Here is a 19,053-nt window from a genome sequence, read left to right as displayed (position 1 = left end):
GGGGGCCGGAAACTCCAACTTGTTTCCATGCCGCCCCTTTTAAACTTGATCCAATTCCGGCACCAGCGCCCGCCCCGTTTCTCCCAGGTCCGCATAAGCCGGTAATACATCCCGCGCCACTTTTTCCTGCTCGCCATAACGGCACAGCGCCACGCAGGCGCCGCCCCAGCCCGCGCCAGTCATGCGTGCGCCGAAAACACCGGGATGCTGCTGCAGCAACTCCACCAGGCGGTCCACTGCCGGCACGGAGACTTCGTAGTCATCGCGCAGGCTGGCGTGCGAGGCGTTCATGAGCTGTCCGAAGCCGATGGCATCCACGCCCGCAGCGGCGGAGAGCACGCGCTGGTTCTCGCTCACCACATGGCGGGCACGGCGACGCAGCGTGTCGTCGGTAAGCTGTTCCACGGCGGAGACGTAGTCCACGTCACGCAGCGCCGGCACACCCAGCGCAGCAGCGGCGGCCTCGCATTCGGCGCGGCGCTGGTTGTAGCCGCTGGTGGCCAGCGAGCGGGCCACGCCCGAATCCATCACCAGCACCGAGCTGCCTTCGGGCAGTGGGATGAGCTGCCGCCGCAGCGTGCGCGTGTCCAGGAACAAAGCGCTTCTCGTGTCGGCGAGGCTGGAGGCCATCTGGTCCATGATTCCGCAGCGCACGCCCGCATGCTCGATCTCCGCCCGCTGCGCCACTTGGGCGATGCGCACGTCGTCGATTTCAGCGCCCAACAGGTCCCGCAGCGCACGCAGTACCGCCACCTCCAGTGCCGCGCTGGAGGACAAGCCCACGCCTATGGGCACGTCCGACACCACGAAGATGTCCAGCGCCGGCACCTCCAGGCCCTCGTGGGCGGCTTCGAGCAGCGTGCCGCTGACGTAGCGCGCAAACGGGTTGCCTTCGTCCGTCGGTGCGTCCGTGCCCGGCGCGAACTCCACCGTGCGCCCATAGGCGGCGGCATGCACGCGCGAGCGCGGCCCGCTCGCGCGCCGCATGGCCACGCGCGTGCTTTGCGGGATGGCGATGGGCAGCACGAAACCTTCGTTGTAGTCGGTGTGCTCGCCCAACAGGTTCACGCGGCCGGGCGCGCGGGCGTAGACGGCCGGCGGGCTGCCGAAAACGTCCTGGAAAGTGGTGGCTGTGGTCATCGTCAAAACCTCGTGGCCGGCGGCGTGCGTCACACCACGCCCGGGATGTGCGTGGCGGAAATGCGCGTGGCTGCGGCAATGCGTTCCATCGAAACCTTGGGCGTGCGGTCGGCCATCAGCAGCCCGTTGGCTTCCTGGAAGGTGTCGGCAAACTGCGTGTAGCAAAAGCCGCTGAACAGCGCCGTGTGGATGATGGTGTGCAGCAACTCCTCGTACTGGCGCGCGAAGGTCTCTTCGTCCATCGCCGAGCTGTAGCCCCAGGTGGACTTCACGCCGGGCTCCGGCTTCTTGATGAACCGTATGCCGCCAAACTCCGTGAGCATGATGGGCTGGCCGCGGTGCGGGTAGCCGTCCAGCGTCAGGATGCGCCCGCCCGGGCGGCGCCGGTCGAAGAGCTGCTCGGTCTTGGTCTCGCCGCCGTAGCGCTGGCGGATATGGTCCAGGTTGGCGTCGTAGTCGTGTATGCCGATGATGTCCGTCGCGCTGGATTCCCAGCCGTCGTTGCCTATGACGGGGCGCGTGGCGTCCAGCGTCTTGGTCAGGTGGTAGAGCGCTTCCACCGCGTGCCGGTGCTCGCGTATCGCGGTGAGGTCGGGCACGCCCCAGCTTTCGTTGAACGGCACCCAGACGATGACACAGGGGTGGCTGTAGTCCCGGTCTATGGCCTCCGTCCACTCGCGTATGAGCCGCTTGATGGCCGTGCGCGTGAAACGGTAGGGCGAGGGCATTTCCCCCCACACCAGCAGGCCCAGCCGGTCGGCCCAATAGAGGTAGCGTGGGTCTTCAATCTTTTGGTGCTTGCGCACGCCGTTGAAGCCCATGGCCTTGGCCAGCTCCACGTCCTTCTTCAGCGCGGCGTCGTTGGGCGCGGCCAGCAGGGTGTCGGGCCAGTAGCCCTGGTCCAGGACCATGCGCAAGGTGTATGGCCGGCCGTTGAGCATGAACCGGTCGCGCAGGATGGTGACCGAGCGCAGCGCGGTGTAGGAGCTGAACTCGTCGAGCACCTGCTCGCCCGCCAGCAGGCGGATGCGTGCGTCAATCAAGGTGGGCCGTTCGGGGCTCCACAGCAACTCGTTGCGGTAGTCGTCTATGCCGGGATCGGAGAGCACCACAAAGCGGTCCACCTCGTGCTGGACGACGCGGTAGCGGTCGCGCGCCAGCAGCCGCTCGCCGTGGCTGAGCTCGACCTCGACGGAAAGATCGTCCCCGAGCTCGTCGCCGACGATGCGGGCCTCGAAGCCGATCATGTAGCCCTCCACCTTGGGCGTCCAACGGATCTTGTCGACGTAGATGCGGCCCACGCGCTCCACCCACACGGTCTGCCAGATGCCGGTGGTGCGCGGATACCAGATGGAGTGCGGCTCCAGTTGCCAGTCTTGCTTGCCGCGCGGCTTGGTCAGCTCGTGCGGGTCGTCCATCACCTGCACGGTGATGCGCTGGCGGCCGTCGGCCGAGAGCATGCGCGTGATGTCGGCCGCAAACGGCGTGTGCCCGCCCTCGTGCGTGGCCGCCAGGCTGCCGTTGACCCAGACCTTGGCCTGGTAGTCGACGGCGCCGAAGCGCAGGATCACGCGATCGTTGCCGGGCGCAATGTCCACGTCGCGCTCATACCAGCAGATCTTGTGGAAGCCCCGGTCGCCTATGCCGCTGGCCGTGGCCTCCGGCGGGTAAGGCACCTGGATTTCCAGCGGCCAGTCAGCGATGTCGTTGGGCGAGGCACAGCGGCCTTCGTCGTCCCAGCAAAAGCGCCAGGGGCCGTTGAGGCATTGCCAATGCTTGCGTTGCAACTGCGGGCGGGGGTAGCCGAAATCCACGGGCTGTTTCTCCGTCAGGTCGGGTTTGCGGACCACCCGTCGGGTAGGGGCGGCGGATCACGGGCGCGGCAAGCGTTATGCCCGTTAGCAGGCCGGCGCGACACGCCGCTGCCGCTATGACGCAGGCTGCGGGCACGGGGCGTGCCGAAGTCGCGCATTCCGACGAGCCGCCCGCTTTGCCATGCCACCCTTGAACCTCGTGGACGTGTTGCTGGGCCTGATCGTTCTGCTGGGTTTGTGGAGCGGCTGGCGCCGGGGCTTCATCCTGTCCGCGCTGGACCTGTTGAGCCTGGCCGCCGCCTTGTTCGCGGCCTTGTGGGGCTATGCCCGCGCGGCGCCCAACCTGCAGCGCTACATGGATGCGGCTTGGGCGCAGCCGCTGGCCTTCCTGCTCATCTTCATGCTCGTGCGCGTTCTTTTGGGCCGCTTGCTGCTGGGCCGCGCGCAGACGCTGCCGCAGCGCGAGCACGCCCATGGCGCCAACCGTGCGCTGGGCTTGCTGCCCGGCCTGGGCAATGGGCTCATCGACGCCACGCTGGCCGTGATGCTGCTGTTGGCCCTGCCGTTGCCGGAGGGCTTCAACGCCGCCGCGCGCGACAGCCGCCTGGCGCAGCGGCTGTCCTTGCCCGCACAGTGGGTGGAGGCGCACCTTGGGCCGGTGTTCGACGAGGCGGCCGGGCGCACGTTCAACCTGCTCACGGTCAAGCCGGAGTCCGACGAGCACATCACGCTGTCCTACACCGTGGCCAACCCGCGGCCGAGGCCGGAGCTGGAGGCGCGCATGCTGGAGCTGGTGAACCAGGAGCGGGAAAAGGAGGGGCTGCGTCCTTTGCGTGCCGACCCCGAGGCCACCGAAGTGGCGCGCGCCCACTCGCGCGACATGTTTGCCCGGGGCTACTTCTCGCACGTGACGCCGGAGGGCAGCGATCCTTTCGACCGCATGCGCCGCGGTGGAGTGCGATTCCTGCTTGCGGGCGAGAACCTGGCGCTGGCGCCCACGCTGGAGCTGGCGCATCGCGGGTTGATGAACTCGCCCGGCCATCGCGCCAACATCCTGCGCCCGGGCTTTGGCCGCGTGGGCATAGGCGTGCTGGACGGTGGCCGGCGCGGCCTGATGGTGACGCAGAATTTCCGCAACTGAGTTTCAGGCCTTGGATGCCGTCGCCGTTGCGCCGGCATCCAAGGCCGCAGTGTGACGGGTGTCGCGTGCGCGCAGGCATGGCTGTGGCAGCGTTGCCTGCAGCGCGGGTCGGCGGGGAGAATCCGTCTCATGCGCGTTTCCACGTTTTTTGTTCTGGTCCCGGCTGCGTTGGTGGTGTTGCTGCAAGGCTGTGCCACCGCGCCGCCGCCTGCACAAGGCGCTGTGCGCTCACGGGTGACACCGTCCGATCCCGGCATTTCCCGCTTGAGCGAGGAGCAGGCCCGCGACGCCACGGTGTACGCGCTGGGCTTGGTCGGCACGCCTTACCGCTACGGCGGCAACACGCCGGAGTCCGGCTTCGATTGCAGCGGGCTCATTGCCCACGTGTACCGGCACGCCGCCGGCGTGGTGTCGCCGCGATCCACCTCAGGCCTGCGGGACTGGGGGCGCGACATCCCGCCGCAAGAGCTGCGCAGTGGTGATCTGGTGCTTTTCGGCGCCACCAGCCAGGTGACGCATGCCGGCATATTCGTGGGCAACGATCGTTTCGTGCATGCACCGTCCACGGGCGGCCAGGTGCGGTTGGAGCACATCTCGGCGCCGTACTGGTCCCGACGGCTGCTGGCCGTGCGCCGGCCTTGAAGACCGAACGGTGCGGTCCACCAGGCTGCCAGCCGGTTTTCGCGGCGCGTTGAATTTCAGCGCCGTTCCGAATATCGGATGGCGTCACGAAAACAACATACACGCAACCCACATCTCATCGACGCTGGCCCTTTCTTTGGGAGGAGTCCTGCGCATACCGACACAAAGCCTGCCTTCCCTTTGTGCGGAGCCTTAAATTTTCTTCAATACGACGCGGCGTTTGGGCGTGTGAGAAGAGCGTGTCATCGTGAGAAGTTTGGTTTTTGGATCAAACTTGTATGTGGCAATGAGATCGTGCGGTCGTACAGTCGCTGACAGGCGTTGAGAGACGTCAATCAAGGGCCGGACTGGCAGATGTGCCAGCACGACCCGCGCGGCGCGGACAGGACGCTGCGGTATCCTGTTTCGATTCACCCGAAGAAGTATTCAAGACGCCATGCACATCGGCATTGCAGAAGACGACCAGGACCAGCAGGACCTGTTGCGGCTGTGGCTGGAGGAAGCAAACCACACAGTGGCAGCCCATGGCACCGTGGCGCAGTACATCGACGCGCTCAAGAAAGAGCGCTTCGACATGCTGCTCATCGACTGGATGCTGCCTGACGGCACCGGCGCTGACCTGCTGCAATGGGCTCGCGGCAACCTGGGCTGGGAAACGCCCATCCTTGTGCTGACCGCGCGCGACGACGAAGAAACCGTCGTTTCCGCGCTGCAGGCCGGCGCGGACGACTACGTGGTCAAGCCGCCCAAGCCGGCAGAGCTGCTTGCGCGCGTGGCCGCCCTGGGCCGGCGCGTGCGCTCCGGCGCGCTGCCGGTGCTGCGCCTGGGTGCGTTCGAAATCGACATCCAGCGCCAGCGCCTGTCGCTCGACGGTGAGCCGGTCATGCTCACGCAAAAGGAATTCGATCTCAGCGCCTACCTCTTCCAGAACCCAGGCAAGCTGCTGTCACGCGACCACCTGCTCAACAAGATCTGGGGGCTCAACGCCGAGGTGGATACCCGCACTGTGGACACCCACGTCAGCCGCCTGCGCAAAAAGCTGGGCCTGGACGGCAGCAAGGGCTGGAAGCTCGTCCCGGTGTATGGCGTGGGCTACCGCTTCGAGCGCATCGAGCAGCCGGCTTGAGCGCCTTCAGGGCCGCGTGACGCGGCCCTGCGCGCCGCGCTCCGGCGCCTCACACGTCGTCTTCCGAGGCCTTGGTCAGCATGCCTGACTGCGCCGCGGCGATCCAGCGCCGCAGTTGCCTCGCCTCGTCCGCCACCACGATCTCGAAGTGCGCGCCCACGGTGCAGTAGTCGCCGTAGTCGCGGCAGTGCACCACCTGCAGTACGGGCACTTCCAGCGGCTCGCCGTCAAGCTCCAGGATGACGTTATGGAACAGCGTGCCTTGAGCCAGGGCCGGCGCGTTGTTGGCCTCGAAGGACACGCCCTCCTCGCTGAGGTTGCGTACCCGCGGCACCCGGCCCAAGCCGGGCAGCAGCAGTTCCGCACGGTACTGGGAGCCGTTGAGCGCCGTCACGCGGAAATGCCGCCGCGACTGCACCTGCTCGATGTCCCGCGGGTAGGGCACGTGCACCGCACCGCTGTGCCGGTCCAGCCGCGCGCCGGACAGAGCAAACAACAGCACGCCCATGTCACAACACAGCGTGGCCTTCAAAACGGGCGGTATGGCGTCGACGGGCACGCCCTCGCGCGCGTGCAACTGCAGCGTCAGGCCGGTGCGCCCGGCGGACAGCAGTTTGGCCAAGGCATCAAAGTCGCCGTCCTCGCTGCGCAGTGACATCAGCGTGTTGGCACGGGACAGCCGCTCGAAGATGCGGCGAATCGGCGTATCGCCCGTGATATGGGCATCGTCCACCGCGATACCGGCCGGCGCCAGCGATGACGGCTGCCACAGGCGTCGCAGGGCAGTCCAAACGGTATTCGTGTTCATGCCTTGTAATTTTTGGGCAATAGCCGACGTTGTGCACGCCAGGCCTTCCCCAATCCTTCCTTGATATTTCACGGTAGCGCCACGCCGGTACGCAGGCCGAGGCTTGAAACCTGTGCAACGCCAACGCCTGGCAAGCGGTTACGAAGCGTCCAACGGGGCAGACGACAATACATCCCATGTGTTTTCAGCCTGCTCCCATACCGACCAACGACGCAGAGCGCCTGGCTGCGCTGCGGCGCACGGGGCTGCTGGATACGCCGCCTGCACAAGCCTTTGACCGCATCACCGCCTCGGTGGCCGAACAGCTGCGCGTGCCCATGGCGGCCGTGTCGCTGGTGGACCAGGACCGCCAGTGGTTTCTCTCCCGCGTCGGCCTGCAGCCGCGGCAGACGCCACGCGAGGTGGCCTTTTGCGCCCACGCGGTGGCTGAGCGCCGCATGCTGCACGTGCCCGATACCAGGCAGGACCCGCGCTTTGCCACCAATCCGCTGGTGACAGGCACGCCCTACATACGCTCCTACGTCTCTGCGCCTTTGATCGATGCTGCCGGCCACGTGCTGGGCACGCTGTGCGCGCTGGACAGGCAGCCGCGCCGCTTCTCCACGCAGGAGCAGCACCTCCTGCAGCGCTACGCAAAAGCCCTGCAGCAACTCATCGCCGCCTGACACCACCGGGCCGCACCCGTGCCACCGGGCGCCTTCGCCCAAGTAGGCCGCGCGGGTCTCGGTGCGGTTGAGCATCAGGCCTGCAGGTCCGGCAGGCTGCCCGGCGGCAACCGCATCGCGTCCAGGCCATGCAGCCATTGGCGCATGGCCTCCACGCGCATGGGCCGCGCCAGCAGGTGGCCCTGAACGTCCGTACAGCCCGCAGCCTGCGCCGCACGCAACTCGGCCGCCGTTTCCACACAGGAAGCCACCACGCGCATGCCCAGGCCGCGGGCCAGACTGGCCGAAGCGCCGGCCACGACCTGCTTGGTGAGGTCGGCGTCCATATCGGCCACCAGCGTGCGGTCGAGCTTGAGCTCGGAGAAGGGCAGTTGCGACAACTGCAGCAGGCTGGAATAGGCCGTGCCGAAGTTGTCCAACGCGAGGTTGAAGCCCAGCATGCGGATGCGGGCCGTGTTCTCTATGACCAGCGGCAGGTCGCCCACCGCGTCCCGCTCGGCGATTTCCAGCGTGATCCAGCTCGCGTCCAGCCCGCTGCGGTGGACCATGCGCGAGAGCTCGCCGCAAAAGCCCGGGTCCGACAGCGAGTGCAGCGAAACGTTGAGCGAGCCGCTGAGCGGCATGCCCTGCTCCAGGCACTCGACCAGAAAGCTGCTGAGCTGGTGCGCCATGGCCAGCGTTGCCTCTTCCAGCAGCCCGTGGAGCTTGAGCGCGGGCAGCAGCTCGGCCGGCATCACCGGGGAACCGTCCTCGCCCACGCCGCGCATGAACGCTTCCACGCCCACCACCTCGCGGCTGGACAGGCGCAGCAGCGGTTGCATCCACGCCTGCAGCCGGTAGCGCGTGAGCATGGCGCGCAGCGCGGTGGCCGACAGATCCGTCTGCGGTGCGGGCTGCTGCGCCGTTTCGACACCGTTCCAGCCGCGCAGCGCCTGTGCAACACCGCCGGGCTCCACCGGCCGCTCCAGCCCGCCGGCCACCTGCAGCTTGCAGGCCGCGGCCATGGCCAAAGCGCTCTTGAGCACCGCGCGCGGCTGCCGCGAGGAGAAAAACAGCGCAGGCGCTCGCGCGTCGCCGCTGAGCAGCCGCATCAACCGGAAGGCGTCGCCGTCCTCGAAGTTGAGGCCGCACACCACCACGTCCGGCGCCGTCGGCTCGCAATGCAGTTGCAGCAGCAGGTGCTGCATCTGCGTGTGCCGCGCCTCCACCAGCCAGCCCGCGGCCACCAGCTCGGACTCCACCTGGTCGGCATGCGCCGTATCCGTCAGCAGCAGCCAGGCCCGGCGGCCCTGGCCTGCCGCAGCGGTTGCGGCAGCTTGAGATTTGGGCGTGGCCGGCTTGGCGTCCGTGGTGTCGGCGCGCGCCCGGGAAGAGGAGGAAGACTTCACAGGGATACCTCCGGGGCGTACTTCCGGCAAAGCTGTTGCATGTCGTCGAACGTGGTGGGCTTGGGCAGCAGGTCGTCGAAGCCGGCGGCGCACAGGTCCGCCCGTTCCTGCCGCAGGCCATGGGCGGTGTAGGCCACCACGGGCAGCGAGCTCAGGCGCAGCTCCTTGCGGACGCGGCGGCACACTTCCGCGCCGTCCAGCGACGGCATGCGCAGATCCAGCAGCAGCAGGTCAAAACGCTGGCGTTCCAGCAGTTCAAGGGCTTGCGGGCCGTCCTGGGCCACCTGCGCCTGCCAGCCCAAACGGTGCAGCAGTGCGGAGGCCAGCCGGCCGTTGAGCGCGTTGTCGTCCACCACGAGGGCGAGCGGTACTTCTTTCATGTGAGATTTCCTTGGACACGGCCCGCTGCGGCCGCGGGTGCGGCGACATAGGGCGTCGTGGAAGCGAGGGGACGATCCTTGTGGGTGGGCGCAGCGACGCCGGGGCGTGCCTCCAGCTGCAGGGGCAGCCTGAGCTCGGCCAGCGTGCCTTCGCCCTCTGTGGAGTCGATGCCGAGCGAGCCGCCCAGGATTTCGGCCAGTTCCCGCGCCAGCGGCAGCCCCAGGCCAGGCCCTTGAGCGTGATGGACGTAGTCCTCTGCCAACGGGCCAAAGCGGTCCTGGAGCGCGCGCAACTGCAGTGGCGACATGCCAATGCCGCTGTCCTGTACACGGATGAGCACGCCGGCCGGGTCGGCCGCCAGCGACAGGCGCACACGCCCGCGCTCGGTGAACTTCAGGGCATTGGTCACCAGATGATTGAGCAACTGCAGCAGCCGCAACCGGTCGGTGACGGCGGTTGCAGGCGCGTCTGGCGCGACGTACAGCGCCAGCGTCAGGCCCCGGGACTCGGCGCTGGGCAAGTGCATGTCCACCAGCTCGCGCAGCAGGGCGTTCAGCTCCACCGGCTCCGCCTGCAGGCCCATGCGGCCGGTCTCGAGCTTGGCCAAGTCCATCAGCGTACTCAGCAGCCCGTGCAGTTGCTCGGCGCTGTGGTGGACGATGGCGCCGAACTCGCGCGCCTCGGGATCGGTGGAGGTGTCGCGGATGAGCTCCGAGAAGCCCAGGATGCCGTTGAGCGGCGTGCGCAGCTCCTGCGACATGGTGCGCAGGAAGCGGGTCTTGGTCTCGTTGGCCGCATGCGCCTCGCGCTCGCTGCGCTGCAGCCGCTCCATCACCGCTTGGCGGCGGCGCTCGGCGCGCAGCATCAGCGCCAGAAAGCCCAGCAAGGCCACCGCGGCCAGCACCGCGGCGCCCACCACCCGCAGTTGCCGCTCGCGCATCTCCTTGTGGAGCAATTCCGTGCGCATGCCGCTGAAGGCCACCAGCCCGTACGGCTCCAGCGTGCGGTAGGCGTAGAGGCGCTCCAGCCCGTCTATGGGCGAGCGTGCCACGATGCTGCCGCTGCCGTGCTCCAGGGCCTCGGCCAGCAGTTCGCTGCCCGCCATGCTTTGGCCCACCTCGCGGTCCGTGCCCGCCAGGTGCGAGCGCACGATGCCGTCGTAGCCCACGAGCAGCAGGTCACCGCGGGCCTCGTCCGCCGAGCGCCGGAAGCCCGTGAACACCTCCGGCTGCACCGACACCACCACCACGCCGGCAAAGCGGCCCTCGGCATCCGTGGCGCGCCGCGTGACCTGGACGGAAGCCTTCCCCGATACCCGGCCCACCAGGGGGCGGCTGATGAAGAGGCGGTCGCCCTGGCCCTGGGCGTGCACGCGGAAATGCTCCCGGTCGCGCACGTTCACGCGCTGGAAAGGCTGTGACGAGTTCAGCACCACGCCGTCGGCACCTATGACCGAGAGCAGGTGAAACTGCGAATCAATGACGTCGCCGCGCTGCAGGCAGGCCGCGATGTCCAGCGACGCGCCGTCCTCCAGGTAGTCGCGCCGGATGATGCGCAACACCTGGTCCGCGTTCTGCAGCGTCAGCGCCGTGTGCTCGGAGAAGGAGCGCGCAAGGTTGTCCATGCGCGTGCGGCCCTGATCCATGACGTCCTGCGAATCCTCGCTCACCTGCACCGCAGCCCAGGCCGACAGGCCCAGCAGCAGCGCGGCAACAAACGCAATGAGCGCACCTTTCAAAGAGGCACGCGGCGCGCTGTCGCCTTGAGGATTGAACGTGGTGAAGGTCATTCGTCGGCAAGACGCCGACGGCATGCCGGCTCCATACCGGACCACTCTAGAAACTGCTGTGTGAGAAGTCGTTACATAAGTGTGAAGTTCAATCACACTTCAGAGCGGAGAGGCCGTGCAACATTGTTTCCGGCTCCCTGAGAGGACACCCAGGAAAAACCTGGGGAACCCCTCAGGCATCCTGGATCAGACGTGGCCCAAGGCGCGCCGGTGCGTCAGCCGCACGGTGTTGATGCCGCGGTCGTGCAGGTGCTCCACCTTGTCGGTGGCCGAATGCATGATGAACATGCCAAAGCCGCCCTCGGGATAGTCGTCGAACTCGGCCAGCGCCGTGGGCACGGGCGCGTCGAAGGCCTCGCCCAAGTGCACCAGCTCCACGACCAGCGCCTCGTCGGTGATGGACACCAGCAGCTCTATGGGCGAATCGCCCGGGCGGCCCTGGCCGTGGCGCACGACGTTGGTGAACGCCTCCACGCAGGCCACCACGAACAGCGCCACCTCGTCGTCGGCCAGCCCGGCCTGGCGCGCCCGGTATTCCACCAGCCCGCGCACGTCGTAAATGGCCTCCAGCCGTGCCGGCAGCTCGCGGCGGCTGCGCAGCGGGTCGCCCAAGGTGCGCATGGCCAGCGCCATGGTCAGGTCGTCCTTGAAGATGGCGCCCAACTCCTGCAGCCGCTGGCGCAGCTTGTGCAACAGCGCCGCGGGCGTGTGGATGTACTGCAGCAGCTCCGTCACCAGCGCCGTGATCTGCTCGCGGCCCATGCGGCTGCCGTCGGGCAGCAGCGCATCCACCGCGCCGTCGGAGCACATGAACAGCGCCTCGTCGGAGGCGATGTCCATGGTGTCCTGCTGGAAGCTGTCCTCGTCGAGCACGCCCAAGGGCGGATGCTGGTTGGCCAGCACCTTGATGGAGCCCTTGGCCGTGAGGAGCATGGGCTCCTCGTGCCCGCAGCCCACCCAGGTGAGCTTGCCGGCGCGGCTGTCTATGCGCAGGTGGCACAGGGTCACGAAGGCTTCGAGCTGCTGCAGGTTGGGCGTGAGCGCGCGGCTGACCGCGCCCACGATCTGCGCTGGCGTGGGCAGCTCGTCGCGGTGATCGGGGCTGGCCATGAGCTCGGCCAGGCAGCGGCTGATCTGCATCTTGGTGGCCGCGCCAATGAGCGCGGCGCTCACGCCCTTGCCCATGACGTCGCCCACGACGATGTCTATGCCCCGGTCGCCCAGGGGCAGGAATTCCACGAAGTCGCCGTCGATGCCCTGCGAGGCCTGGTTGAAGGTGCTCAGCCACAGCCCGGGCACGCGCTGGTCGGGCGGCTGCACCAGCAGCGTCTGCTGGATGCGCGCGCCGATGCGCAGCTCGCGCTGGCGGGCGCGCTCAAGCTCCTTGAGCGCCAGGCGCCGCGCGGAAACGTCCTCCACGATGCCCAGCATGAAGGCCGGCCGGCCGTCGGCCGCGCGCGCGATGGACGCGTTGAGCCGCACCCAGACGTAGCGCCCGTCCTTGCGGCGGTAGCGCTTTTCCTGCGTGAGGCTGCTGAGCTCGCCGGCGAAGAGCCGCCGCACGTTGAGCAGGCTGGAGGCGCAGTCGTCCGGGTGCACCAGCGCCTCGGGGTCCAGCGCCAGCATCTCGGCCTCGGTGTAGCCCAGCAGTGAGCACAGGGCCGAGTTCACGCGCAGCAGCCTGCCGTCGGTGCTGCGCTCCAGCATGCCCACGGCGGCCTGTTCGAACGTGGCGCGAAAACGCTCCTGGTTGCGGGCGATCTCGTCGTGCGCCGCCAGCAACTGGCGCTGCGTCTGCCGCTCGCGGCGCATGCCGCGGTCGGCCACCATGCCCAGCACGGCCAGCAACAGGCACATGGAGGTGGCCACGGCGCCGAACAGCATGGTGCGCTCCAGCCATCCCTGGCGCAGCTGCGCGTAGGGCTGCTCCACCAGCACCACCAGCGGCCACTGGCGCGAGGTGCGGAAGGCCCCCACCGCGGTGGCGCCGTCGCTGCCGTCGGCGATGTAGCTGCCGTGCTCGCGCTGCGGCAGGTAGAGCTTGAAGGGCGGCAACTGGCTCACGGACTGGCCCGGCCGCAGCTCGGCCGCGCCGGTGCTGATGAGCTGTCCCTGCAAGTCCGTCACCAGCGGCCGCATGGGCGTGTCGGCCACCGCCAGGTCATGCTGGGTGGCGAAGTAGTCGCCATTGAGCAGCGCCACCAGCCACAGCTCCTGCCCGTCCTCGCGCGTCACGCGCCGCACCAGCGGCAGCGCCACCGCGCCCAAGGTGGGCACATGCGTCATGGCCAAGTCACCCAGATCTCGCACCTGCAGCAAGGGGCCCAGCCACTCGCGCGGCGGGTTGGCCATGCCGCGGCGCAGCAGCCTCGCGGGGTCGATGCGCCGGCCCACGTCGGTGGGCGTGGAGCTCACAAGCACGCGCCCGCTGCCGTCCAGCACCGCGAGGCTGCGCAACGAGGCCTGGGCCGAGAGCTGATCGCCCAACACCTGCGCCACGGCGCGCATGTCCGGCTCCGCCACGCGCAACAGCGGCGACTGCGACATCAGCCGCAGCGTGCCGCTGACGCCGGTGAGCGTGCGCGAGGCGTGACTTTCGATGACGCGGGCATACAACTCGGCCTGCGTCATGGCGGTGTGCCGGAACTCCGCACGCTCGTAGGCCGCCAGGCCCAGGGTCACGCCGGCGACCAGCAGGCACAGCATCACCACCGCAGTACGCAACTGGCGCCGACGCGCGCGCAGCATGCGGGCCGACGCTTCCCAGGAGACGGGCGCGGCGCCCTCTTCACCGCTGTCGCCGGTGGACCCTTCCCACGCCGCTGCACCTCCTGGAGCGGACCGCGGCGGCTTGCCCGCGGACGCGCCCACGCCGCCAGCCTGCGCCGCCGGCTCGCCGGGCGCGCCGATGGCGGCCTCGTCCGCCGCCCCATGCTGGCCGGGCCGGTCCCGGCGCGGAATCAAGGAATTGGGAACGCGCACCGTGCAGACCCGCCTACCAGCCCCGGGCCGAGCCGGGGCTTGCTGCCCGCACTGACGGTTCCCCATGGCGCCAGCTCTGAACGGTGCAACGTTCCGCGCGAGCGGCGCAAAGCGGCAGGAACGGCGCCGGGCCGGCGCGCAAACAAGAAGAGCACTTCATGGATGGTGGCAGCGCCGCGGCCGCCACCGCAGCGCTGCGAGACTGGGCCTGCCGGCGACAGACCGTCGGCGCGCAAACCGGGACCATAGCCCACTTCGTCCACCGCACTTCACCCGGCAAGACGGGCCATGCCCACTTCGCGGCAAAGTTCACGCGGGCGGCGTGGGAGCAAGGACGGGTCAGCGTGCTGCCGGCGTGAACAGTTCCAGCCGCACGCAGTAGTCCACCGATGCGCCCGGTGCCAACACAACCATGCCCTTGCCCGCGGGCTCCCGCCACAACGCGCCGAACGGATCGGCCCAATTGAACTGCGGCTCCAGCACCACGAAAGGCCTGTCCGGCGGGGCGAAGGTCTGCACGGCGCTGATCTGCGGTGAGGAGGAAAAGACGCGCAGGCCATAGCCGGCTTGCGGATCCAGCACTTCCACCACGGTGGCGCCCTGCGGCGTCTTGGCCAGGTCCGTGAAGCAGTCGTCCAGGTACAGCTCCCCCAAGGGCGCGCCCCGTGGGCCGGAGAAGTCGTAGGGCGTGCCGGCCACGGGCAAGAGCTCGCCCGTGGGCAGCACCTCGTCGTAGTCGTTGACCGCCATGCGCGTGCGCGCCGGAATGCGTATGCGCGCCTGCTCCCGCACGCCGCTGGGCAGGGCGAAGTAGGGATGCCAGCCCATGCCCATGGGCAGCGGCTCATGGCCGGCGTTGGTGGCCGTGAGGCGGAGATCGACGGCGTCGGCGCGCAGGGCCATGTGGAAATCGACCCGCGTGTCCGAAAGCCAGCAGCCGCCGAAGTCGCCGGCGCGCAAGGTGGCGCGCACGGCGGCGCTTTGGGCGGTATCCGCGCGCTCCCAGGCGTCCACGGGCCGCCCAAGGATCAGGCCATGGATGGCGTATTGCTCGGCGCCTTCGCGCTGGCCGCCGCCATTGGCGAACAGGCGCAGCGGCCGCCCGGCGATGGTGGTGCGCAGTGCACGGTCCGCGGGCGAGAAGGCGCCGCGGATGCGGTTGGCAAAGGGCAGCAGGAAGGCGCCGCCCACTTTGAAGGCGTTGTTGCCCGTGCGGTCCGGCGGCCCCCCGGCCAGCAGTGCCGGCGCCTCGGCCAGGGGCGGCGCGTGCAGCAGCGGCACCTCGCCCAGCCCCGGCAGCCGGGCGCGCAACTGCCACACCATCAACGCGTGGTCGGGCAGCAGCTCCATCTGCGTGAAGCGCGGTCCGTCGCCAGGGCCGTCGTCGGGAGGGTGCAGGCGCACCACGTCCAGCCCGTTGGGTGGCAAGGGCCTGTCAGGGAGCCCAGGGCAGGGCCCGGACTCTGAAAGCGGTGGGCTCAACGGCATCTCCTTGGCTTGCGCCACTGCGGCGCCCGCGACGCGGGCAACCGGGGTGCCGGGCGGGGCTGCGCCGTTGAGCAGGCGCGGCGTCAGCCGAAGGAGGCGACGGCGTCTTCTCGGCTGTCGTGGATGTTGAAGACGCGGTGCATGCGCATGAGCTCGAACAGCGCGCGCACGGTGCGCGACATCTCGCAAAGCCGGAAATCGCCGCGGCGGCCGTTGAGCTGGCGCAGGCAGGAGATGAGCGCCCCCAGCCCCGAGCTGTCCACGAACTTCACGCCCGCCATGTCCAGGACGACGCGCGTGTGCTGCTGCATGAGGGCCTGCACGGCGTCGCGGAACTCGCGCACGTTGCTGGCGTCCAGGTTGTCCTCGCGCAGCTCGATGACCAGCACGTCGTGGCCTTCGACTCGTCCGTTCAGTTCCATGGGTGAGGTGGTGGTGTACTGCAATTGGATGGGAGCACGGTCGGTGCGGCCGCAGCCGCGCGACGCCGGCAATTTCAGGGCAGCCGCACGCCCTCGGTTTCCAGGCAGGCGCGCATTTGCGCCAGCGCCTGTGCCAGGGCCGGTTCGTCACCGGCCAGCACGGCGCGTTCGCCGGCACGCGCGGCTTCGCCCAGCGCATGCAGGCCAAAGCTGCCGGCCACGCCGGCGAGCTGGTGAAGCACGGCCGCCTGTGCGGCGGCGTCAGGCGCGCCGTGTATTTCCTGCCAGCGCTGCGGCAGCCCGCTCATGAAACGCTCGCGCAACCGCGCCAGCGCGGCCTGCACGGCGGGCGGAGGGGCTTTGGGGCTACCGGTCTGAGACATGGCGACCGCGTCCGTGCTCCCAGTACGGCAGGATGTCTTTGGGAAGTGTCATGGGATCGAAGGGTTTGACTATCAGCCCCGTGGCGCCGTGCTCAAGCAGTTGCTCCAGCTCGTCGGGCATGGCCTTGGCGGTCATGAACACCACGGGCACGCCTTGCATTTGCGGCATCTCGCGCATGGCCGCCAGGGTTTCGGGACCGCTGAGGTCCGGCATCATGACATCGAGCAGCACCAGATCCGGCCGGAACAGCGGCGCCTGCTGCAAGGCGCTGCGCCCGCCCGGGCACAGGCAGACCTCGTAGCCGCCGACGGTGGCGAGGCTGAATTCCAGAATCATGCGGATGTCGGCGTCGTCCTCGACGCACATCACGCGGCGCAATTCGCTCATTGGGCGAGCTCCTCTTTCCTGCTCTTGCCCACATCCTGCGCCACGCGGGCTACCGGTGCGCCCAAGGCATTGAGCACGGCTTGCGCCAGCTCCTGCGCGCCGCTGTGCGTGGCGTCAAGCGACGGCAGGCCCATGCGCTCGCTGAAGGCCTGGTCCACCGTGTCGCCATACAGCAGCACCGGACGGCCCTGCGCGAGGCGGCGCAGCCCGGCGCAGAACTCCTCGGCCAAGGCCGGCACCTGCGGGTGTCCCACCACCAGCGCGGGAGGCTCGTCCAGGGTCAGCGCGGCGGCCTGCTCCAGCGTGGCGGCGCCCTGCACGCGGCACAGCGGCGCCAGCCAACTGGCCACGCGGCGGCGCGCCTCGAAGTCGCCGTCCACGTGCAGCACCAGCGGGGCCACGGACCTCGGCATGGAGCCGCCGGCCGGGAACCAGAGGCTGAACGAGGCGCCGCTGGGCACCTCATCGGCACCTATGCGCCCGCCCATGCGCTCCACCAGCATGCGCGTGATGTACAGGCCCAGCCCCGTGCCGCCCTGGGCGCGGCGGTCGGTGCCGTCGGCCTGGGAGAACTTTTCAAACATGCGTGCGCGAAAGCGCGGGTCTATGCCCGGGCCGCGGTCGCGCACGGTCACGCGCACGCCCTGGGCCGCGGCGTTGAGCGTGACCTGCACGGTCTCGCCCGCGGGCGAGTGCTTGATGGCGTTGGACAGGAGGTTGGCCATCACCTGCTGGAAGCGGTCGGCGTCCAGCCGCACCTCCACCGCGGGGCCGTCCAGCCCCTCGACGGCGAGCTTGACGCCGGCGCGGTCCGCATAGCCCTGGTTGGCCGCCAGCGCCTCGCGCAGCAGCGGCCCAAGCGCCTGCGGGCGCTGGTGCAGCACCAGGCGGTCGCCTTCGAGCTTGGTCAGGTCCAGGACGTCGTCGATGAGCCGCCCAAGCCGCGTGCCGTTGCGCTTGGCCACTTCCAGCAGCGACAGCGCCGGCGCCGGCAGCGCGCCGGCCGCACCGCCGGCCAGCAGGCCCAGCGCGCCCAACACCGAGGTCAGCGGCGTGCGCAACTCATGGCTGACGGTGGCGAGGAACTCATCCTTCATGCGCTCGACCTGGCGCTGCTCCGTCAGGTCGCGCAGCACCAGCGTGAAGTGCACGTGCGCATGCTCGTGCCACTCGCTCAGGCCCAGCTCGGCCACGAACTCCTGGCCGCCGACGCGGCGCAGACGGCACTCGCGCTGCGCCAGCAGGGCGCTGAGGTCCATGCCGAAGATGGCACGGCACGAAGCGCCCGCGGCCAGCGGCTCGCCAGCCACGCCGGCCAGCGTCTGCGCCGCGCGGTTGAACTCCTCAACGCGGCCGGCCGCGTCCAGCGTCACCACCGGGTCCAGGATGTTGTCCAGGATGTCGCTCTGGCGCTGCGCCAGCGTGGCGATCTGCCGCTGCAGGCCCAGCACATGGCCGTAGTGGCGCAGCTTGGCCTGCAGCAGCTCCGGGCTGACCGGGCGGACCAGGAAGTCGTCGGCGCCGCTTTCCAGCGCGTGTATGAAGTGCTCTTCGCCTTCGAGCGAGGAGGTCACGATCACGGGCATCCAGCGCCCGCCGTCGAGCGCGCGCATGCGGCGCGTGACCTCGAAGCCGTCCATGTCCGGCATGAGCAGGTCCAGCAGCACGAGGTCGGGACGGTGGCGCTGCATCATCGACAGCGCGGCCTCGCCGCTGTCGGCGCCCACGGCCTCGTGGCCCAGCTCTGCCACCAAGGCGCACAGCGCACGGCGCGATACGGCGATGTCATCGACGACCAGGATCTGCAGTTGCATGCGAAGCGGCGGAGGCGGAGCGGAAAAACGGTCCCGGAAACCTCTTCCGGGGATTGACGGCATCCTAGACGCTGACCCTGCGCCAACGCCGCAACGCGGCTATACACAGATGCCCTGTTTGACAAAGCTGTCACAACTCCCGGGGGCTTCTCTCCTGTAATCACCTCCAACGGCGCTGCCGATGACCCGATCGACCCCCGACGGGCTCACCGCCAGATGCCGGGCCCGGCCTGCGCCGGCCTCGCGTTTTTCCTCCCTGGCGCCCGTAGGGCGCTTAGCCTGCCGCGGCGGTCCATGGACTCCCGTGGCAGGCCTTTTTTTCCGGGACGGAATTTGCCGGCTTTTCTCCTCCCCAAGCCGGCACCCGCGCTGCATCCGGCGGCATGCCTGCCACGGCGGCGCACCCCTCTCAGCCTGCGTTCATAACGCACGCAACGCCAGCCCAATTCGATCCAGATCAAGGAAAGGTCCTGCCGGCCTTGTCGCGATTGTTTGAATGCTCACAAGGTCACAACCGCCTAAGCCCTTGATTTGATTGCGATTGCGGCCTGGCACGGCTCTGGCAATACGGAGTGCACTTCCGGCATCCAGAGGTTCGTCATGAGTGACAGCACCGCGTTCGTTTCCATCGAAGGATTGAAGAAGGGCCGCCAGGCCGTGAGCGACATCCTCGAAGCCGCGG

17 protein-coding genes are annotated in these 19,053 nt (G+C 68.9%); 4 read left to right on the top strand and 13 right to left on the bottom strand.

What is annotated here, in order from left to right; all coding sequences use genetic code 11:
• Positions 1 to 39: 39 nt before the first annotated feature.
• Together galK and ALA01S_RS25670 are read right to left on the bottom strand one after the other, a co-directional pair.
• The gene (gene galK / locus ALA01S_RS25675) at positions 40 to 1,140 is read right to left on the bottom strand and encodes a galactokinase (RefSeq protein WP_066342151.1); all 1,101 of its coding nucleotides are present in this window, start codon (positions 1,138 to 1,140) and stop codon (positions 40 to 42) included.
• A gap of 29 nt (positions 1,141 to 1,169) precedes the next feature.
• Positions 1,170 to 2,954 carry a glycoside hydrolase family 2 protein gene (locus ALA01S_RS25670; RefSeq protein WP_066342149.1) on the bottom strand — a complete coding sequence of 595 codons (1,785 nt, stop codon included), beginning with the start codon at positions 2,952 to 2,954 and terminating at the stop codon, positions 1,170 to 1,172.
• Between the two features lie 181 nt (positions 2,955 to 3,135).
• On the opposite strand from ALA01S_RS25670, the gene ALA01S_RS25665 reads away from it, so the two are divergent.
• The 3 genes from ALA01S_RS25665 (at position 3,136) to ALA01S_RS25655 (ending at position 5,863) form a co-directional block, all read left to right on the top strand.
• Positions 3,136 to 4,095 carry a CAP domain-containing protein gene (locus tag ALA01S_RS25665; RefSeq protein ID WP_066342148.1) on the top strand — a complete coding sequence of 320 codons (960 nt, stop codon included), beginning with the start codon at positions 3,136 to 3,138 and terminating at the stop codon, positions 4,093 to 4,095.
• 264 nt (positions 4,096 to 4,359) lie between these two features.
• A complete protein-coding gene (locus tag ALA01S_RS25660; protein ID WP_307189731.1) occupies positions 4,360 to 4,737 on the top strand; it encodes a C40 family peptidase in 378 nt (125 codons plus the stop codon).
• A gap of 436 nt (positions 4,738 to 5,173) precedes the next feature.
• Positions 5,174 to 5,863 carry a response regulator transcription factor gene (locus ALA01S_RS25655; protein WP_066342146.1) on the top strand — a complete coding sequence of 230 codons (690 nt, stop codon included), beginning with the start codon at positions 5,174 to 5,176 and terminating at the stop codon, positions 5,861 to 5,863.
• 49 nt (positions 5,864 to 5,912) lie between these two features.
• On the opposite strand, the gene ALA01S_RS25650 is transcribed toward ALA01S_RS25655, so the two are convergent.
• Positions 5,913 to 6,671 carry a PilZ domain-containing protein gene (locus ALA01S_RS25650; protein ID WP_157119284.1) on the bottom strand — a complete coding sequence of 253 codons (759 nt, stop codon included), beginning with the start codon at positions 6,669 to 6,671 and terminating at the stop codon, positions 5,913 to 5,915.
• Between the two features lie 176 nt (positions 6,672 to 6,847).
• Here ALA01S_RS25650 and ALA01S_RS25645 point away from each other — a divergent pair, with 176 nt between their 5' ends.
• Entirely contained in the window at positions 6,848 to 7,336 is a 489-nt protein-coding gene (locus ALA01S_RS25645) for a GAF domain-containing protein (RefSeq protein WP_066342144.1), read from the top strand.
• Between the two features lie 74 nt (positions 7,337 to 7,410).
• Here the strand turns inward: ALA01S_RS25645 and ALA01S_RS25640 are convergent, their stop codons facing one another.
• The 10 genes from ALA01S_RS25640 to ALA01S_RS34480 all read right to left on the bottom strand — a co-directional run.
• Entirely contained in the window at positions 7,411 to 8,724 is a 1,314-nt protein-coding gene (locus ALA01S_RS25640) for an EAL domain-containing response regulator (RefSeq protein WP_066342143.1), read from the bottom strand.
• Entirely contained in the window at positions 8,721 to 9,104 is a 384-nt protein-coding gene (locus ALA01S_RS25635; protein WP_066342142.1) for a response regulator, read from the bottom strand. Before ALA01S_RS25635 ends, ALA01S_RS25640 begins: the two co-directional genes overlap by 4 nt.
• Entirely contained in the window at positions 9,101 to 10,894 is a 1,794-nt protein-coding gene (locus tag ALA01S_RS25630; RefSeq protein WP_066342141.1) for a sensor histidine kinase, read from the bottom strand. The genes ALA01S_RS25635 and ALA01S_RS25630 overlap by 4 nt, the downstream gene beginning before the upstream one ends.
• Before the next feature lie 186 nt (positions 10,895 to 11,080).
• Positions 11,081 to 13,876 carry a SpoIIE family protein phosphatase gene (locus ALA01S_RS25625; protein ID WP_169806014.1) on the bottom strand — a complete coding sequence of 932 codons (2,796 nt, stop codon included), beginning with the start codon at positions 13,874 to 13,876 and terminating at the stop codon, positions 11,081 to 11,083.
• Between the two features lie 339 nt (positions 13,877 to 14,215).
• A complete protein-coding gene (locus ALA01S_RS25620) occupies positions 14,216 to 15,304 on the bottom strand; it encodes an aldose 1-epimerase (protein WP_066342139.1) in 1,089 nt (362 codons plus the stop codon).
• Positions 15,305 to 15,447: 143 nt separating this feature from the next.
• Positions 15,448 to 15,786, bottom strand: a complete 339-nt coding sequence (locus tag ALA01S_RS25615) for an STAS domain-containing protein (RefSeq protein WP_066342150.1) — start codon at positions 15,784 to 15,786, stop codon at positions 15,448 to 15,450.
• Between the two features lie 74 nt (positions 15,787 to 15,860).
• A complete protein-coding gene (locus ALA01S_RS25610; protein ID WP_084267950.1) occupies positions 15,861 to 16,169 on the bottom strand; it encodes an Hpt domain-containing protein in 309 nt (102 codons plus the stop codon).
• Positions 16,153 to 16,557 carry a response regulator gene (locus tag ALA01S_RS25605; RefSeq protein ID WP_066342137.1) on the bottom strand — a complete coding sequence of 135 codons (405 nt, stop codon included), beginning with the start codon at positions 16,555 to 16,557 and terminating at the stop codon, positions 16,153 to 16,155. Before ALA01S_RS25605 ends, ALA01S_RS25610 begins: the two co-directional genes overlap by 17 nt.
• Positions 16,554 to 18,371: a hybrid sensor histidine kinase/response regulator gene (locus ALA01S_RS25600; protein WP_066342136.1), complete on the bottom strand. Its 1,818-nt coding sequence runs from the start codon at positions 18,369 to 18,371 to the stop codon at positions 16,554 to 16,556. Before ALA01S_RS25600 ends, ALA01S_RS25605 begins: the two co-directional genes overlap by 4 nt.
• A 420-nt stretch (positions 18,372 to 18,791) precedes the next feature.
• The coding region (locus ALA01S_RS34480) for a hypothetical protein (protein ID WP_218011532.1) at positions 18,792 to 19,053 on the bottom strand (262 nt) is incomplete at its 5' end.

Origin of the sequence: Azohydromonas lata NBRC 102462 (assembly GCF_001571085.1) — a bacterium.
Classification (GTDB): domain Bacteria; phylum Pseudomonadota; class Gammaproteobacteria; order Burkholderiales; family Burkholderiaceae_C; genus Azohydromonas; species Azohydromonas lata.
Note: the sequence above shows the minus strand (reverse complement) of the source record. Positions and strands in the feature narration are given on the sequence as shown.

Coding starts and splice junctions, on each gene's coding strand:
- ALA01S_RS25605 (WP_066342137.1), bottom strand. CDS start 16,557: ATGAGCGAATTGCGCCGCGTGATGTGCGTCGAGGACGACGCCGACATC.
- ALA01S_RS25655 (WP_066342146.1), top strand. CDS start 5,174: ATGCACATCGGCATTGCAGAAGACGACCAGGACCAGCAGGACCTGTTG.
- galK (WP_066342151.1), bottom strand. CDS start 1,140: ATGACCACAGCCACCACTTTCCAGGACGTTTTCGGCAGCCCGCCGGCC.
- ALA01S_RS25650 (WP_157119284.1), bottom strand. CDS start 6,671: ATGAACACGAATACCGTTTGGACTGCCCTGCGACGCCTGTGGCAGCCG.
- ALA01S_RS25665 (WP_066342148.1), top strand. CDS start 3,136: ATGCCACCCTTGAACCTCGTGGACGTGTTGCTGGGCCTGATCGTTCTG.
- ALA01S_RS25600 (WP_066342136.1), bottom strand. CDS start 18,371: ATGCAACTGCAGATCCTGGTCGTCGATGACATCGCCGTATCGCGCCGT.
- ALA01S_RS25635 (WP_066342142.1), bottom strand. CDS start 9,104: ATGAAAGAAGTACCGCTCGCCCTCGTGGTGGACGACAACGCGCTCAAC.
- ALA01S_RS25615 (WP_066342150.1), bottom strand. CDS start 15,786: ATGGAACTGAACGGACGAGTCGAAGGCCACGACGTGCTGGTCATCGAG.
- ALA01S_RS25610 (WP_084267950.1), bottom strand. CDS start 16,169: ATGTCTCAGACCGGTAGCCCCAAAGCCCCTCCGCCCGCCGTGCAGGCC.
- ALA01S_RS25630 (WP_066342141.1), bottom strand. CDS start 10,894: ATGACCTTCACCACGTTCAATCCTCAAGGCGACAGCGCGCCGCGTGCC.
- ALA01S_RS25645 (WP_066342144.1), top strand. CDS start 6,848: ATGTGTTTTCAGCCTGCTCCCATACCGACCAACGACGCAGAGCGCCTG.